This window comes from Thermobifida sp., assembly GCF_017577275.1.
GTDB lineage: Bacteria > Actinomycetota > Actinomycetes > Streptosporangiales > Streptosporangiaceae > Thermobifida > Thermobifida fusca.
In genome coordinates, this window is sequence record NZ_PITY01000020.1 from 780688 (window position 1) to 795483 (window position 14796).

Sequence of the window (14796 nt, forward strand, 5' to 3'; positions counted from 1 at the left end):
ACCTGTCGGTCACTCTAACGGACCGCGTACCAGTTTTCCACGGGGGGCCATGTGCTCCCAGTTCTCCCCCTCTGTCCATGCTGTGACAGAGCTCTACCCGAAGGGCCGGTTTGCGTGGCAGCGCACCGGGCGAGACTAAACAGAACGCGAGACACGACCCGCCTCCCGTCGCCCCAAGGGCCATGTAGTCAAATGGGTCATCGGACTCCGACCGCTGAGAGGTGGACCAACAGGTGGACAAGGCACAGATCCTCGTCGCTTCCAACAGGGGACCCGTGTCCTTCTCAATCGGGGACGACGGCGCCGTGAAATCCCGGCGCGGCGGTGGCGGCCTGGTTTCCGGACTGAGTTCGGTAGCCACCGAGATCGAAACCCTGTGGGTGTGCGCCGCGTTGTCCGACGCTGACCGCAAAGCCGCCGCAGCAGCCCCCGAAGGGCGGCTGGACAAGGCCGGATACGACGTGGGCGGGGCGAGTGTACGCATGCTCAACATTCCCGCCGACGTCTTCAACAATGCCTACAACTCTGTGGCGAACTCCACACTGTGGTTTGTTCACCACATGCTCTACGACACCCCCAACAAGCCGTCGTTCGGCTCCCGTTTCCGCGCCGAGTGGGAGGACTACCGGGCCTACAACTCTGCTTTCGCGGAAGCACTGCTGACCGGCGCGGACGAGGGGGCGAAGGTCGCCGTCCAGGACTACCACCTGGCGCTGGTACCGAAAATGCTCCGGGTACGCCGCCCCGACCTGCGCATCGCCCACTTCTCCCACACCCCTTGGGCTCCCCCCGAGTACTTCCGGATGCTTCCCGCGGACATCGGCCGGGAACTCCTCGAAGGCATGCTCGGCGCCGACCACTTGGGCTTCCTCAGCGTGCGCTGGGCCGACGCGTTCCTGCGGTGCTGCGAAGTGTTCCTGCGCGCCCCGGTGAACTGGGGCACCCGCACGGTCGAGCATGGCGGCCGGGTCATCCGTGTCGGAGTCCACGGCCTGGGCGCAGACGCCCAAGGGCTGCGGGAGCGGGCCGCCGCCGAAGATGTGGCGCGCTGGCGGGAACGGCTGCGGGAACGGGTCGGCGACCGCAAGCTGATCGTGCGAGTGGACCGCACCGAACTGTCCAAGAACATCGTGCGCGGCCTGGAAGCCTTCGGTGAACTGCTGCGGAAGCGCCCCGAATGGCGGAACCGGGTCACCCACTTGGCGTTCGCATACCCCAGCCGCAGCGGTGTCGCGGAGTACCGCGCCTACACCGAGACGGTGCGGGCCACGGCCGAAGCGATCAACGCCGAGTTCGGCACCGACGACTGGACCCCCGTGGTGCTGGAGGTCAACGACGACTACCCCCGCTCCCTCGCCTCCTACCAGATCGCTGACGTGCTGCTGGTCAACCCGATCCGCGACGGGATGAACCTGGTCGCAAAGGAAGGGCCGGTGCTGTCGCTCAACGGCGTAGCGCTCGTGCTGTCCACTGAGGCGGGCGCTGCCGACGACCTGGGCGCCGACGCGATCCTCGTCAACCCCTACGACGTGTCGGAGACCGCCGAGGCGCTGCACCGGGCGCTGACCATGGACGAAGAGGAGCGACGGCAGCGCACGGAACGTCTGGCGGAGGCCGCTGCCGCCCTGCCCCCGCAGCGGTGGTTCACCGACCAGCTGCGGGCTTTGGACTGAGCCTTCCCCGGTGGCAGCTCCGCCCCGGGCCTGCCACCGGACGAGGACGCACCCCCTAGGCCGGGGACGCCGGCCTAACCGGCCTGCCTCGAGCCGGAGCAGTGCCCCGGGCACCGCAGCCCCCGCGGAACGCTGGCGCGGCCGCGCCTCCTCCGGCGAAGCCTGCCACGTTTCGACCGCTTTCCCGGCGGAGCCGCAGCCCGGGGCAGGAGCTTTCCCGTCGCGCAGCGTGGGCGGTCGGCTCACCCGCCCACGGCTGCCACGAGTTCCTCCAGGAACGCCACCACTCCTTCCGGCCCCGGCACCACCGCGTCGGCGCGCCGGGCGAGCTCGGTGACCTCGGCGGAACCGCTGCACAGTTTGAACCCGGCTACGCCCTGCTCCCGGAGCCGCTCCACCGCGTCGTAGGCTGCCAGGTCGCCCAAGTCGTCTCCGGCGTACAGCACCGCCTCCGCGCCGAGGCGGGTGACCAGGTCGGTGAGCGCCGCCCCCTTGTCCACCCCGGGCGGCCGCAGTTCAATCACCATGCGCCCGGGCTCCACAGCGAGCTCCGCCCGCTTGGCGAGATCCGCTAGAGGAGCGCGCAACAGCTCCAACGCGGCTTCCGGGTCGGCGGTACGCCGCGTGTGCACGGCCAACGCGTGCTTCTTGTCCTCGATCCACGTGCCTTCAGGGGCGCCCACCTCGTCGAGCAGGCCGGGCAGGGCTTCGCGCACCATGGCCACGCCGGGCGGCGGTTCGGGAACGGTGAGCTTCCCGTCCTCCCAGCGCTCCCGACCGTAGTGGCCGAGCACAGTGATCCCCGGCACCGCGTCAAGACCGCCGTAGTCGACTGCGGTCTGGGCGGGCCGCCCGGTGATGACGGCGACCGCGCGCACCCGGCCCGCGAGGGCGCGCAGCGCCGGAACCGCGCCAGGGTGGGCGCGGGAATCCCGCGGATCAGGCACGATCGGCGCGAGCGTCCCATCGAAGTCGAACGCGCACACTGCGCGGTCCGGCATGTCGCGGATGCGATCCAGCGCGACCTTGCCGCTCTGTGTCGTCGATTGGAGAAGAGACATAGACGGCTTTCCACTCGGTGGACTGAACGCTGGAGGTATGCCCGAAACCGCTCGCACCCCAACCCTGACCGAGTGTGCGACACCGCACCCCGGCGTCCGCGGCTGCCCGGCCGCAGGACAGCCCAGCGGGGCTACAACTGAATCCCCAGTTTGCGGGCGACACGCTGCCGTTGGCGTTCGCTGCGCCTCCGGCGGAGCCGTTTCACGGTCATCGGGTCGAAAGCGAGCGCTTCCGGCCGGTCGATGATCTGGTTGAGAAGCTGGTAGTAGCGGGTGGGCGAGAAGCCGAACTCGTCGCGAATGGCCTGCTCTTTAGTGCCTTCGAGTTTCCACCACTGCCGTTCGAAGGCGAGGATGCGCTGGTCGCGCTCGTCCAGCGCAGACGGGGTGTCCGACCGTGGTAAGCCGTGATCGGACGGGTCTGGTGCCTGGGATCCGCTGTCTGCCATTGACCGCCCTCCATCGTCCGGATCGGGCGATTTATCGTAGCGATTTCACGGGAGAGATCGAGGGGAATGCCGCATGACTGACCATGGGGGATACACCTGTCTCACTTTCCTGACCGATTACGGGACCCAGGACGGTTTCGTGGCCGCCTGCCGCGCCCAGATGCTGCGGCACGCACCCGGGCTCCCCGTCATCGACATCACCCACGACATCCCGCCCGGGGATGTGCGGCGCGGCGCCACCGTGCTGGCCGACACGGTTCCCGAGTTCCCGGCCGCGGTCCACATCGGCGTCGTCGACCCGGGGGTGGGGACCGCGCGGCGCAGTGTGGCCCTTGCCGCCGGAGGCCACGTCCTTGTAGGGCCGGACAACGGGCTGCTGGTCTGGGCGGCGGAAGCCCTCGGCGGGATCGACACGGCCGTGGAGTTGACCAACGAGTCGCTGTGGCGGCACCCGGTCTCCCGCACGTTCCACGGGCGGGACATCTACGCCCCGGTGGGGGCACGAATCGCGGCCGGGCTTCCCCTGTCCGAAGCGGGGCAGGCCCTCGACCCGGCGGTCCTGGTGCGGCTGTCCGCTCCGTTCCGCGACGTCAGCGGTGGAGTGGCCCGCGGCGAAGTGCACGCCATCGACCGGTTCGGCAACTGCCAACTGTCGCTGCACCCGGAAGACCTGCGGTCCGTTGTCGCGGCTCCGGGACTCCCGGACCGGGTGGCGGTGCGCTTGCCGGACGGTTCGCACACGGTCGCCGTCGCCGCAACGTTCGGCGCGGTCCCCCTCGGCGAGCCGGTGCTCCTCACCGACTCGGCCGGGCTGCTGGCGCTCGCGGTGAACGGGGGAAGCGCCGCCCAGCGGTTCGGCTTGGGCGTGGGGGCGCCCGTAGTCCTGTCCCGGACCAGTTCAGAGCCCATGAAAGAATGACGTGCGCCCACAGCAGTCTCGGCCGGAGCCTTCTGGGAGGTCACCGGCTTCGGGGGAGGTTGAAGCCGCGATGTGCACGACACGGGGTTGGACTCCCGCCGCGCTGGCTCTCTGCTCGGCGCTCGCTGTCGGCCTGTCCGCCGCACCGGCAGCAGCCGACGTTTCCGACCTGCGTCTTGAACAGTGGGGCCTGGACATGGTCGGTGCGGCCGAGGTGTGGGAGGAAGCCCAAGGCTCCGGGGTGACGGTTGCCGTGCTCGACACCGGTGTTGTCACCGACCACCCCGACTTGAAGGACGTCACCGTCGGCCCCGACTTCACCGGTCACGACCTGTCCTCAGACAGCGACGGCTACGGGATCCACGGCACGATGATGGCCGGAATCGTGGCGGCCAGCGGGCACGGTGTCGAACACACCGGCGGTGTGATGGGAGTGGCCCCCGAAGCAGAGATCCTGGCGATCCGCATCACCGCGGAACCGGACGGCCCTGACCGGGACAGTGTGGACCCGGGGGCCTTGGCCGCAGGCATCCGCTACGCCGTGGACGAAGGCGCCCAGGTGATCTGCCTGCCCTTGGCTGGCGCAGAGTTCTCCGTCCAAGCCAACGAAGCAGACCAGGAGGCCATCGCCTATGCGGTGAACCACGGGGTGGTAGTCGTCGCCTCCGGCGGTCCCCTCGGGGAGGCCAGCTACCCGGCCGCCTACCCGGGCGTGCTTGCCGTCGGCTCGGTCGGCCCCGACGGGTCCCTCTCCGAGTTCTCCAGCCGGGGCGACCACATCGCGGTGACCGCCCCGGGCGAGGAGATCACCGTGGTGGACCCGGACGGCGGCTACACCACAGTCTCCGGAAGCGACGCGGCCGCGGCGTTCGTCGCGGGCGTGGCCGCGCTGATCCGCGGCGAGTTCCCGCAGTTGAAACCGGAGCAGGTGGTGGAGGCGATCACCTCGGGCGCGCAGGCTGCCGACCCTGCCGCAGCGGGGCAGCCCGGCTACGGAGCCGGAGTGGTGAACGCGCCGGACGCGTTCACCGCGGCCAAGTCGACCGCGGACCACGTGCCGCCGTTCGACCCGGAGCTGGCCGAGCAGCTCGAGGAAGAGCCGCTCATCCCCTACTGGATGCTGTGGACGGGCGGGGCTGTGCTCCTCATCGTCGCGGCCGTGGTGGCAATGGTGGTCGCCCACCGGCGCGCCGCCGACCCCTAGTTTCGGCAAGCGGAAGCCGGAAGAACCGGAAGAGCCGGAGCCCGTACCGACCGCGCGGCGCCCGGTGCGGGGCCGTCGGCGCCGCGGACGCGGACGGCGCGGTGTCAGTAGGTGAATACGGCTCGGATTGTTGCTCTCAGGTCGCTGAGCCCGGGGCAGCGTCGTCCGTAGTGGATGGCGTTGGTGAGCAGTCCGATATAGCGGCCGGTGGACGGGTGGAGGAACAGGCTCGTTCCGGTGGACCCGTTGTGGTAGACGAGGCCGTCGTCGGTGACCTTCCAGGCCAGGCCCCGGGCGAAACGGTCGTCCACGGGCTGGTGGGGCAGCCAGCTCTGCCGCACGAAACCGGTGAGCTGGGCCGTGCCGTGCTCGCCCGCATGCCAGGCCAGCAGTTCCCGGGCGAAGATCCCCAGGTCGATGATGGTGGTGAACACTCCGGCGTGCCCCGCAACCCCGCCCATCAGGGCCGCGTTCTCGTCATGGACCACACCCCAGGTGGCGGGTGCTCCCGGGATGCGGCGTTCCGTGGGCGCCACCGACGGGCTGCGCGGTAGCGGCCCGTACCGGGTAGCGGAGAGCCCCATGTGCCGCCACAGGTCGGTGGCGAGCTGGTCCAGGGATTGCCGGCGCACCCGTTCCAAGAGGAGCCCGAGGAGGATGAACCCCCGGTCGGTGACGCAGTACCCGGGCTTCTCGAGTTCCTCGACGAGGATCGCCTCCGCTAGCGGCTGGTCGGTGCCGACGTAGCGTTCCAGCCAGGTCACCGGGCTCAGTCGGCAGGTGTAGGTGAGGATCTGCCGGATGGTCACCTTGCTCCCCGGATAGCTGCCGGGGAAATAGTGCGCCATGGGCGCATCGAGGTCGAGCAGCCCATCGGCGATAGCCTGGCCCACCAGCGGCCAGGTAGCCATCACTTTGGTGAGTTCGGCCACGTCGTAGCGGGTGTCGGGCGCGGCGACCGCTTCCCCGCATTCGACACCGACACGGCCGACCGCGACGTTCTCCCACACCTCTCCCGAGCCGACTACCGCTACGCCGCCGGGCAGCCACCCGACGTCCACCATGACTTTGAGGATTCCGCGTAGTTCCGTGCCGGTGTCGGCTACCCACTCCCCATCGCGCACACGTTCTCCCCCCTTCCGCCCCCTGGATACCCCGGGCGGAGGGGATCTTCCGGAAAGAGGGTAAAAATTCCCCCGCAAAGGAGCTTGGCTTTTTGAATGCTTGGGGGAATCCTGTGTTCTGGGCAGCGAGTCTGCACCGGTCCGGCTGCGGGAAGACCGCCTGTTCCCTCCAGCGCGTCGCCGCATGTCCCCGCGCGCGACAGAGCACCAGCCCGCCCGCACACTGCACTGGAGGGTCGCCGTAGCCACATTCGTAGGCCGGGCACCGGCCGCTCAGCCCAATCCCTGAATTTCCTCGGGAAAGACGTGGCGCTTCCGATCCCCCGCGGCGTGCGCACAGCCCTGGAATTTCCCTGTTTCAGAATTCTGCTGCTAGGAAAGCTACCTCTTGAATAGTTGAGAGACCGCTTGAAGAGTCCGTCGCTTCTTTATTGCGCGGGCGGCTGCGCACGGCCTGCGTCGACCAGCCGCCACAGGAGTACTCCACGGGGAAGGGGAAGTTCGGGGGCCATGCGGCACAGCTGAAGTCCGCCCCTCATCGACTCTCGCCACGCTGAGGACAGGAGACCAGCAGACCGGCCCCGGGCTTCTGCCCTGTCGTCGGGGGCACTCCAGGGTTCGTGCGCCCCTCGGAAGACCGTCCCGGCTCCGCCTGCCTCGTCGGACCTCCGCTGGGGGGCAGACTGGGCCGCGTCGGCCTCTGCTCCGAGGCCGCGTTGGGACAGAACCGAACGAGCCCGTTCCGCACGCTCCGGGACTCCCGCTGCGGCAGTGGCCTGCCGGGCAGGCTTCCCGGGCTCTCCTGCTGCGGGGAAGAACCGGGACACCCGACACACCGTGCTCTCTTCCTGCGCGCGGAGAGAGCAGCTCCCAGAAGCGGGCTGTGCGTGCGCCGGAGGCGCGGTGCGCACCGCGCCTGGCCACGTATTCCCAGGAAGGAAGAGTGAGAGCCGGCAAGGGGACTCGAACCCCTAACCTGCCGCTTACAAGACGATCGACCTGGCGGTCACGACGGTGGACGGGGACCCCTACGACCTGACCGACGCGAACCTGGAACTGCTGATCAAACCCGCCGCGGACACGCCTGACGACGGGCCGGGGGTGGTGGTGCTGTCCACCGGCACCGGGGAGATCACCATCACCGACGCGGCGGGCGGAGCAGCAACCGCTGAGGTGTCCCGGACCGCTCTGGCAGATCCGGGCACTCGGGTGTGGAGGGTGGACGTGGTCCGCCCCGGGTCGCGGCGTACCGCTATGTACGGGCCGCTTCACGTCGTGAACCTGTAGCCTCGGGAAGTAGATGAGGGAAGTGGATGAAATCGGCGCTGCGGGCTGGTAAAGTCGCTGGTCGTTCAGTGTGTTCCCCGCGCATGCGGGGATGATCCCGTTCTTGATGTCAGGCCAGCATGTGCAGCAGGGTGTTCCCCGCGCATGCGGGGATGATCCCCCGACGGTCAGACCATCACCGCTGACCGCGCCGTGCTCCCCGCGTATGCGGGGAGCTTTTTCGCGTTTGGGAGGCATTTCCGGGGATGGGTCGACCTATAAGAAAAGGCAAGGCCCGTCCACCGGATGTGTGGACGGGCCTTAGGTGACCGGTGTGTGCCGCGCCGCACACATCCGGAACATTGGGAGCCGCCCCGCCGCCGCCTCGGGAGGAGTGACAGAGAACGCGGCGCGGCGGGGCGGCAGCTACGAAGGGCCGATCGCCCGGTAGGGCGGCATCGCGTACCCGGTCACCCGCTGATACGCATACGCAGTGGCGACGTGCACCCGTCGCAGGAGCTCGGCGGCAGTGCGCCGATCCTGGGGATTGGCGAGCGTCAGCCGAACCGTCACCCCCCGATTCGGACCACGAGAACGTCAGGGTCACCGTCCGGGCCGAGCAGCCGCGAACCGTTCTCGTAAAGATCCACAGAGACTTCTCCTGGAGCTGCTGCCGCGGCGACATGGTTGGCGGTCAACGTGTACTCGGTCTCGGTCACGGTCACGGCGTCCTCTCTGTCGGGCAGCTATCGGAGCATGAGGCTGAGTGCGTCGCCGATCAGTGTGTCCACGTGAACGGCGGCGGTCACCCCCTGCTCCACGCTGGGCAGGGGGATCACGAGGCGATCGTCGCCGAGCACTACTGCAATCCCCTCTGCATGGGGCTCAACCGTGGCGCGGCCGTCTGCCAGAAGCGCTACCTGCTCGGCGGTGAGGGTGTGGTCCGCCATCAGGCACCTCCTCCGACGACCTGCTGGCCGTAGTAGCCGCGCACCGGATGGGGTGGCTCGTAGGTGCCGAGGATGTGGTCGAGCAGGTCGAGGTCATCGACGGCCACGGTGTGTCCGGTGACACGGTTGCGCGCCGTGTACGGCCGCGGGTTGCCGTACTCATAGGTGATCTCCCACAGCGCCGAGTGCTGCTCGGCGCAGGCGGCGAACTCGGCGTAGTTGGGAATACGCTGCGGAATAATGCGGGCCTGTCGCCGCGGCGTTTCGGCGGGGGTGGCCTGCCGAGAAACCCGTCCTGCCCGGGAATGCCCGGATGCCGGAGCGGGCATGAGCAGCGCTGCGGCACAGATCAGAAGGCTGGCCAACAGAACGCGAAGCATAGCTCTCCCAGAGAGTTCAGGCCGCCGCAGGGCGACGGCGGAACGAAGCGCAACACCCATCACCATCGTAGAAGTCTACGATTTCAAGATCGAGAGGTAGATTTTAATTCGTAGACATCTAAATGTCCGATTTCACGCCTAGGGGGCTACCATCGGCACCACCAGGACGCATGCGAGACGACGGAGGAGGGGGCGCTGCTGGATGGCCAGTCCCACGGTGCGCCGCCGCCAGCTCTCCGCGATCCTGCGGGAGATGAGGAAGGCGTCGGGGCTCAGCCTTGATGCCGTAGCTGCGCGCCTGGAGTGGTCGCGCGCGAAGGTGGGGCACATCGAAACCGGACAGCGCAAGAAACCGTCCGTGCTCGAAGTGAAGGCGTTGATGGCCGAGTACGGGGTGACGCCCGAGGACCCTCGATACGAGACTGTGTTGATGTTGACCCGGCAGGCCCAGGCGCGTGGCTGGTGGCGCCGGTACGACGACCTGTTCCCCGGGTCATATATCGAGCTGGAGGCTGAGGCGTCCGAGATCCGCACCTACGAGGCGTTCGTAGTCCCGGGGCTGTTGCAGACGCCCGGCTATACACGGCTGCTCCAGCAGGCCCGCCTGGACCGTGACCCGGATGATGTCGAGCGCGCTGTCGAGAGCCGCCGTAAGCGGCAGGAGATCTTCGACCGGACGTCCCCGCCCGCGGTGTATGCCATCATCGAGGAACATGCGTTGGAGCGGCTGAGGGGCACCCCTGACGTGCTGGCTGAGCAGGTCGCGCACCTGCTGCATATGGCCGGCCGGAACTCCGTGACGCTCCAGGTGCTCCGCACCCGTGTCGGGGTGCACGCGGGGGCGATGGGACCGTTTGTCATCCTGGACTTCCCGGAACCAGCATCCCCGGTCGTGTACTTGGAAACATACACAGATGGCCTGTTCCTGGAGCGCCGAGAGGAGATCGACCAGTACCGGTCGCTATGGGACCGCATCCGTGATGCGGCTCTGCCACCGGACCGGACAGTGGAATTCCTCCGCTCCCTGCTGACCTTGTGAGGACCACATCATGCACTCGTTCCACATTGAGTGGCGCAAGTCCTCGTTCTCCCAGAACGAGAACTGCGTCGAAGTCGCTGACCTGCCCGGTGCCACTGCTGTCCGTGACACCCAGCACCGCGACCTCATGCTCCTGTTCCCGTCCGCTGAGTGGGTGGCGTTCGTGAAGGCCGCGAAGCGCGACCTACTCTAACTGCTCTAAGCCCGTAAAGGGAAAAGCCCCGGCCCATGCGGGTCGGGGCTTTGCACTTCGTTCCGAAACCGATAGTACCCCTGTCCGGTTCCTGAGGCTAGTTACTGGCTGCCCATGATCCGGTCATAGCCGCGGCGTGCCCTGGCCACGGCAGCGGACCTGCCGTAGCGGCGCAGCATCTGTGGGGAGTTCCAGCCGTTCAGTTCCATGAGGTCGCCCTCGGCGCCGCCCCGGTCCAGCCACGTGTGGGAGAAATGATGGTGGAACCGGTGCGGGTGGACTCCCTGGAGGCCAGCCTGGGCGGCGCGGCGCTGCACGAGCTGGTAGATCCCGGAGTCGGTGAGCGGCCCCTTCGGGCCGATCCACACCGCGGACACGTGCGCGTGGGCATGTTTGGCGCGCATCCGCAGGTACTTGTCCAGGGCGCGGGCGGCCTCAAAGCTGTACTTCACGGTGCGGGTGCGCTTTGCCTTGCCGGTGACGGTCGCTTCCCGCTCGACGACGTCGACGTCGTCGAGCTGCAGGCCGGAGAGCTCTGACAGTCGCACACCGGTGTCGCGGAGGAACAGCAGGATCGCGAGGTCCCGGCGGGACCAGATGTCGCGGCCCTGCACGGTGGCGAAAAGCGCCCGGATCTCGTCGTCGGAGAACACGGGCACGGGCTTCTCGGCGACGCGCGGTGGGGTCATGCCGAGCATGATGTTGGGGACTTCTTCGTCCTCGGCGAACCAGCGGAAGAACTGCTGGAGGCACCTGTACTGGTTGTTGACGTAGGAATCGGTGTAGCCGCGGGCGAACAGACAAGCGAGCCATCCGCGGATGTGGGCGCGGGTGACATCAGCCCAGTCGGTGACCGGGTCGAAGGTGTAACGCTCGGGCGTGTCGGGGGCGTGCGGGGGCTGGCCGCCGGTGGCCAGGTACTCGGCAGCGAACCATTCGACGGCCTGCCGGTACATCCGCGTAGTCTTGTCGGCGCGCCCCATCGACTTGAGGTAGAGCACGAACGACGTGATGTGCGGTGCGAGGGACCGGGGTGGGGTGAGGTTCCTCTCATAGCGGGTCCTGGGAGCCATACAGTTTTCTCCTGTAAGAGCGGTGTAGCCAACAGATGCTATCTGTCGCCGCCCAGTTTTCCCAGGTCAAGTTGTATTAGAGCCGGCAAGGGGACTCGAACCCCTAACCTGCCGCTTACAAGGCGGCTGCTCTGCCAATTGAGCTATGCCGGCCGGTGTCGGGCACCCAGGTGAATGGTACCGGTTCTGATGTCACTTCGCTGCCGTACGGCGACGGACCGCCTCATACAGGGCCACACCCGCGGCAACCGACGCGTTCAGGGACTCCACCCCGTGAATGGGGATGGAGACCACGACATCGCAGGTCTCGCGGACCAGACGGGACAGTCCCTTGCCTTCCGACCCCACAACGACCACGGAGGGCTCGGTGGCCAGCTCCCACTGGTCGAGAGGAGTGTCACCATCGGCGTCCAGGCCGCTGACAAAGAACCCGGCCTCCTGGAACTGCTTGAGCGTCCGGGTCAGGTTGACCACCTGCGCCACCGGGATCCGCGCCAGAGTGCCCGCAGACGCCTTCCACGCGGCCGTGGTGACGCCCGCGGCCCGCCGCTCCGGCACCAGCAGCCCGTGCGCGCCGAACGCGGCCGCCGACCGCGCGATCGCGCCCAGGTTGTGCGGGTCAGTGACCCCGTCCAAAGCGACGATCAACGGGGTGGTTTCCCCTTTGCGGGCCTCCGCCAGCAGGTCGTCCGCCGTCGCGTACTCGTAGGGCTCCACCTGGAGGATCAAGCCCTGGTGCGCGGCCTTGGGCAGGCCGAGCCGTTCACAGCGCCGGTCCAGTTCCGGGCGGGCCACTTCCGCGATGGCGATCCCCTGCTGGCCGGCAAGCCGCGCCGCTTCGGTGATCCGCTCATCAGGGTCGAGGCTGTTGGAGAGCAGCAACCGGACCGCCGGCACTTTGGCACGCAGCGCCTCCACCACGGGGTTGCGACCGATGAGCAGCTCAGATCCGTCCCGGGCGCGCACGGTCGCCCCAGGAAGCTCTTCGACGACGCGCACCTTCCGCGTCGACAGGTACTGGGCCCGCTCGGCCGCCTTGATCCGCTGCTTTTCGGCATACCAGTGCCGCTTTTCCGCGGGAAGCGTGGCCTTCTTGCCTGCGAGGGCACGACGGCCTTTGCCGCCGCTGCCCTTGGTGGGACCCTTCTTCGTCCTCTTCGACGGCATGTCCTGTCCTTTAACGAAAGTCCCGGTGGCTAGGCAGTCCCCTGGCAGGGGTGCTCGCCGTCGGAACCTGGTGTCTTAGCTGCGCTTCAGTTCCCAGCGCGGTCCCTGAGGCGTGTCCTCTACGGCGATCCCCATCTCGGCGAGCTGGTCGCGGATCCGGTCGGCGGTGGCGTAGTCCTTGCGTTTGCGGGCCTCCTGGCGCTGCTCCAGCACCACCGACACCAGCGAGTCGACCACGTCGTGCAGGCCGGAGTCGTCCGATCCCGCCCACTGGGGGGACAGCGGGTCCAGGCCGAGGACCGCGAGCATGGCCCGCAGCCGGGCCCCGATCTGGGCGGCGCGTTCCTTGGCGCCTTCCGCAAGTGCAGAGTTGCCTTCCCGCACGTGGTTGTGGGCCACAGCCAGCGCTTGGGGGACGCCCAGGTCGTCGTCGAGGGCGGCGGCGAACTCTTCGGGCACGGGGACGTCGTCGGGGATCGGTCCGGCGATCTCGTTGACCCGCACCAGGAAGTTCTCCAGGCGCTGGTAGGCGCTGGCGGCCTCGCGCAGCGACTCCTCGGAGTAGTCCAGGTTGGAGCGGTAGTGGGCCTGGCCGAGGTAGTAGCGCAGCTCCACCGGGCGGACCCGCCGGGTGATCTCGGGAATCAGCAGCGAGTTGCCGAGCGACTTGCTCATCTTCTCGCCGCCGGTGGTGAGCAGGCCGTTGTGCAGCCAGTAGCGAGCGAAACCGTCCCCGGCCGCTCGGGACTGGGCCGACTCGTTCTCGTGGTGGGGGAAGACCAGGTCGACGCCGCCGCCGTGGATGTCGAACGTGGGGCCGAGGTATTTGGTGGCCATCGCCGAGCACTCCAAGTGCCAGCCGGGACGGCCGGGCCCCCACGGGGTGGGCCACGACGGCTCCCCGGGACGGGCGCCCTTCCACAGGGCGAAGTCGCGGGGGTCGCGTTTGGCGCGCGCGTCACCGTCCTCTGCGGCGCGCATCTCTTCGAGGCGCTGGTTGGACAGCGACCCGTACTCGGCGTAGGAGGTGACGTCGAAGTACACGTCACCGGAGCCGTCCTCGGCCACGTAAGCGTGCCCGCGGTCGATGAGCCGCCGCATCAGTTCGATCATTTCCGGGATGTGCCCGGTGGCGCGCGGCTCCACCGTGGGCGGCAGGCAGCCCAGGGTGTCGTAGGCCTCAGCGAAAGCGCGGTAGTTGCGTTCGCTGACCTCCCACCACTGCACGCCTTCGGACGCGGCGACGTTGAGAATCTTGTCGTCGATGTCGGTGACGTTGCGGCAGAAGATGACCCGGTAGCCGCGGTACATCAGCCAGCGGCGGAGGATGTCGAAGCTGACGCCCGAGCGGATGTGCCCGATGTGCGGGGGAGCCTGCACGGTGGCACCACACAGGTACAGCGAGACACATCCCTCACGCAGCGGGACGAAGTCACGGACCTGACGGGTTCGGGTGTCGTAGAAGCGCAGACTCACGGGGTTAAGGTTAGCCGCTTTCCGACCGTCTCGGCGATCGCACTGGTCTTCCCCTGCGGAATTCGTGGTAATGCCGACTGCCGCACAGTGCCGCAGGGCTGCACTGCCCCCTCTGTCCGTTCTGCCGCGGCGCCAAGAGACTGTCGGGATCCGGGCCGGGCGCCCGGCGTCGGGTTGCGGCGTTCCGTTTTTCGCTCACATGCGGGCACACAATTCGCTGATTGGTCCGGTCTGCGGGACGCGTGCCACGGGCGGGGCGGGAGGGGGAGGCACTCGTGCACTCCTGCTTCCGACCCTAGACCTGGCCCTGCCGTACCGGCTTTCCCTGCCTGCGGCCGACTGGTGTGCGCGGGGAACAGCGCCGTGGCGTGTGACAGCGGACACGGTCCTGTCCTGCCGTTTTCGGCCAGAAGCCTCGTCCGAGCAGCGCATCCTGGGTTAGCCTGCCGCACGATGGCAGCTCAATCCTCCCGATCGTCCCGCACACCCCGTCGCCCGGCTCCGCCCGCGACGGGCACGTCGTCGCGCGTAGCCGTGATCGCGATGGCCGTGCTCTGCGTCACCGCGATCGCTGCGTGCGCCATTCTGCTGTCCTACAACGGCATCTTCCAGATCGCCCTGCGCGGTGGTGTAACCGGCTGGGCGGCGCACCTGTACCCGGGGATGTTCATCCTGCTGCTGTTGATGGCGTTCTGGGCCATCTACCTGCTCCGGGATGCCCCGCGGCGCCGCCGGATCTGGGTGGACCTCCTGGTCCTGGCGATGATCCCGGCCGCGGCGGGCGCCAGTGCTCTCCACTCGCTCCACTACGAGCTGGTGGAG

16 protein-coding genes and 1 tRNA gene are annotated in these 14796 nt (G+C 68.3%); 7 read left to right on the top strand and 10 right to left on the bottom strand.

Annotated features, from left to right (window positions below; genetic code table 11):
• Positions 1-233 precede the first annotated feature (233 nt).
• Positions 234-1673 carry a trehalose-6-phosphate synthase gene (locus tag CW348_RS08460; RefSeq protein WP_104612791.1) on the top strand — a complete coding sequence of 480 codons (1440 nt, stop codon included), beginning with the start codon at positions 234-236 and terminating at the stop codon, positions 1671-1673.
• A 242-nt stretch (positions 1674-1915) separates the two neighbouring features.
• On the opposite strand, the gene otsB is transcribed toward CW348_RS08460, so the two are convergent.
• Both otsB and CW348_RS08470 read right to left on the bottom strand, forming a co-directional pair.
• Positions 1916-2734 (bottom strand): trehalose-phosphatase, encoded by an 819-nt coding sequence (gene otsB, locus CW348_RS08465; protein WP_016188069.1) that lies wholly within the window; start codon positions 2732-2734, stop codon positions 1916-1918.
• A gap of 131 nt (positions 2735-2865) precedes the next feature.
• A complete protein-coding gene (locus CW348_RS08470) occupies positions 2866-3183 on the bottom strand; it encodes a DUF3263 domain-containing protein (protein WP_011290670.1) in 318 nt (105 codons plus the stop codon).
• 73 nt (positions 3184-3256) lie between these two features.
• On the opposite strand from CW348_RS08470, the gene CW348_RS08475 reads away from it, so the two are divergent.
• Positions 3257-4102, top strand: a complete 846-nt coding sequence (locus CW348_RS08475) for an S-adenosyl-l-methionine hydroxide adenosyltransferase family protein (protein ID WP_104612782.1) — start codon at positions 3257-3259, stop codon at positions 4100-4102.
• A gap of 70 nt (positions 4103-4172) precedes the next feature.
• Positions 4173-5306, top strand: a complete 1134-nt coding sequence (locus CW348_RS08480; RefSeq protein ID WP_258076868.1) for a S8 family serine peptidase — start codon at positions 4173-4175, stop codon at positions 5304-5306.
• 104 nt (positions 5307-5410) lie between these two features.
• Here CW348_RS08480 and CW348_RS08485 read toward each other — a convergent pair whose 3' ends face one another.
• Positions 5411-6430: a serine hydrolase gene (locus CW348_RS08485; protein WP_061783865.1), complete on the bottom strand. Its 1020-nt coding sequence runs from the start codon at positions 6428-6430 to the stop codon at positions 5411-5413.
• Between the two features lie 1014 nt (positions 6431-7444).
• Here CW348_RS08485 and CW348_RS08490 point away from each other — a divergent pair.
• Positions 7445-7717, top strand: a complete 273-nt coding sequence (locus tag CW348_RS08490; RefSeq protein WP_011290665.1) for a hypothetical protein — start codon at positions 7445-7447, stop codon at positions 7715-7717.
• Between the two features lie 548 nt (positions 7718-8265).
• Here CW348_RS08490 and CW348_RS08495 read toward each other — a convergent pair.
• From CW348_RS08495 to CW348_RS08505, 3 genes are read right to left on the bottom strand one after another with little or no spacing between them, the layout of a single operon-like run.
• On the bottom strand, positions 8266-8421 hold the full coding sequence (locus CW348_RS08495) for a hypothetical protein (RefSeq protein ID WP_155983525.1): 156 nt from the start codon (positions 8419-8421) through the stop codon (positions 8266-8268).
• 21 nt (positions 8422-8442) lie between these two features.
• Positions 8443-8646 (bottom strand): hypothetical protein, encoded by a 204-nt coding sequence (locus CW348_RS08500; RefSeq protein ID WP_016188066.1) that lies wholly within the window; start codon positions 8644-8646, stop codon positions 8443-8445.
• A complete protein-coding gene (locus CW348_RS08505; protein WP_227480985.1) occupies positions 8646-9011 on the bottom strand; it encodes a hypothetical protein in 366 nt (121 codons plus the stop codon). The genes CW348_RS08500 and CW348_RS08505 overlap by 1 nt, the downstream gene beginning before the upstream one ends.
• 217 nt (positions 9012-9228) lie before the next feature.
• Here CW348_RS08505 and CW348_RS08510 point away from each other — a divergent pair, with 217 nt between their 5' ends.
• A complete protein-coding gene (locus CW348_RS08510; RefSeq protein ID WP_011290663.1) occupies positions 9229-10065 on the top strand; it encodes a helix-turn-helix transcriptional regulator in 837 nt (278 codons plus the stop codon).
• 10 nt (positions 10066-10075) lie between these two features.
• A complete protein-coding gene (locus tag CW348_RS08515) occupies positions 10076-10258 on the top strand; it encodes a DUF397 domain-containing protein (RefSeq protein WP_011290662.1) in 183 nt (60 codons plus the stop codon).
• A 101-nt stretch (positions 10259-10359) separates the two neighbouring features.
• On the opposite strand, the gene CW348_RS08520 is transcribed toward CW348_RS08515, so the two are convergent.
• The 4 genes from CW348_RS08520 to cysS form a co-directional block, all read right to left on the bottom strand.
• Positions 10360-11331 (bottom strand): tyrosine-type recombinase/integrase, encoded by a 972-nt coding sequence (locus CW348_RS08520; RefSeq protein ID WP_258076867.1) that lies wholly within the window; start codon positions 11329-11331, stop codon positions 10360-10362.
• 80 nt (positions 11332-11411) lie between these two features.
• Positions 11412-11484: transfer RNA gene (locus CW348_RS08525), tRNA-Thr, on the bottom strand.
• Positions 11485-11523: 39 nt separating this feature from the next.
• Positions 11524-12498, bottom strand: a complete 975-nt coding sequence (gene rlmB / locus CW348_RS08530) for a 23S rRNA (guanosine(2251)-2'-O)-methyltransferase RlmB (protein ID WP_104612781.1) — start codon at positions 12496-12498, stop codon at positions 11524-11526.
• A 75-nt stretch (positions 12499-12573) separates the two neighbouring features.
• The gene (gene cysS / locus CW348_RS08535; RefSeq protein ID WP_011290659.1) at positions 12574-13974 is read right to left on the bottom strand and encodes a cysteine--tRNA ligase; all 1401 of its coding nucleotides are present in this window, start codon (positions 13972-13974) and stop codon (positions 12574-12576) included.
• Positions 13975-14061: 87 nt separating this feature from the next.
• Between cysS and CW348_RS08540 the strand changes: the two genes are divergently transcribed.
• A partial coding sequence (locus tag CW348_RS08540) for a DUF2637 domain-containing protein (RefSeq protein ID WP_353801418.1) occupies positions 14062-14796 on the top strand: 735 nt, incomplete at its 3' end.